Genomic DNA, 953 nt, shown 5'->3' with positions numbered 1-953 from the left:
CCCTTGGGAGGATATGCGTCAACGCTCCAGTGCAACCATTGACCCGGCAATTGCGGGCCACTCTTGGTTCAGGGCTACGAAATCTCATGCTCGGCTTCGATTTACAGACCCTCAATTCGGTTTCGTCACGCCATTAGCTCGATTTTTCGTCGTAACCTTCACTGATGAACTGGTCAGAAGCGTGCGCATGTCTCCGCAAACCGAGCCACTATTGCTCGACGATACGCTCAAAATCATTCTCGATCTGCAGGATCAATGGCGCCGAGCCGGCTGGGTACCCAACCGCCTCGATCACTTCCCATCATTCGCCGACACGCCGCAATGGCGCGCTCAATTGCGAGATGAGAACACAGGGGGAACAGCGTATTGGCGGGCAGGCGATAAGTACCAGATCATGCTGGTGGTCAATCGCTTTGAGGATAGAAAGCGCCCTAAAGAGGAGCGCTATCTCATAACCCTCGAAGTCTCCAAATCACGGGGGGTGCCGTGAGTCTTCAGCCTGACGCACATACAGTTCTCCTCCATATCCCAGGTCATATGTTCGATGCAGCCTTAAGGAATTTCTCTGACTGCGGAGGACTGAGATGACTCCGATTCGATGGATCGGCTGGCGTCGATTCCTATTCACCTTGGTAGTGACCGTCGTCATATCAGCAGCAGCCCTTCGAATGCTGTCGGACGATCCTGAAATTTCGCTGGTGATTGGCGAACCTTGGGAGGACATGCGCAAGCGCTCAACGGCTGACATAGGCCCAGCCATCCCCGGGCACTATTGGTTCAGGAGTATTGAGTCTGATGCACGGCTACGATTCAACGATCCTCAATACGGATTCGTAACGCCTCTAGCCCGCTTTTTCACGATCAGCTTCGATGATGAAAAAATCAGTAACGTGCGTATGTCACCTCAAATCGAGCCCCTGTTGCTCGACGATACGCTCCAGATCGTCCTAGAC

The 953-nt window shown here is 53.4% G+C and carries 1 protein-coding gene and 1 pseudogene; both read left to right on the top strand.

All coding sequences use genetic code 11. From position 1 onward, the window contains the following. A partial coding sequence (locus ORL50_RS28705) for a hypothetical protein (RefSeq protein ID WP_266020077.1) occupies nt 1–490 on the top strand: 490 nt, incomplete at its 5' end. 94 nt (nt 491–584) lie between these two features. Then, nucleotides 585–953, top strand: a pseudogene (locus tag ORL50_RS28700) (hypothetical protein); the annotation flags it as partial.

It is taken from the genome of Pseudomonas sp. RIT-562 (genome assembly GCF_026241895.1).
Lineage (GTDB): Bacteria > Pseudomonadota > Gammaproteobacteria > Pseudomonadales > Pseudomonadaceae > Aquipseudomonas > Aquipseudomonas mandelii_F.
Note: the sequence above shows the minus strand (reverse complement) of the source record. Positions and strands in the feature narration are given on the sequence as shown.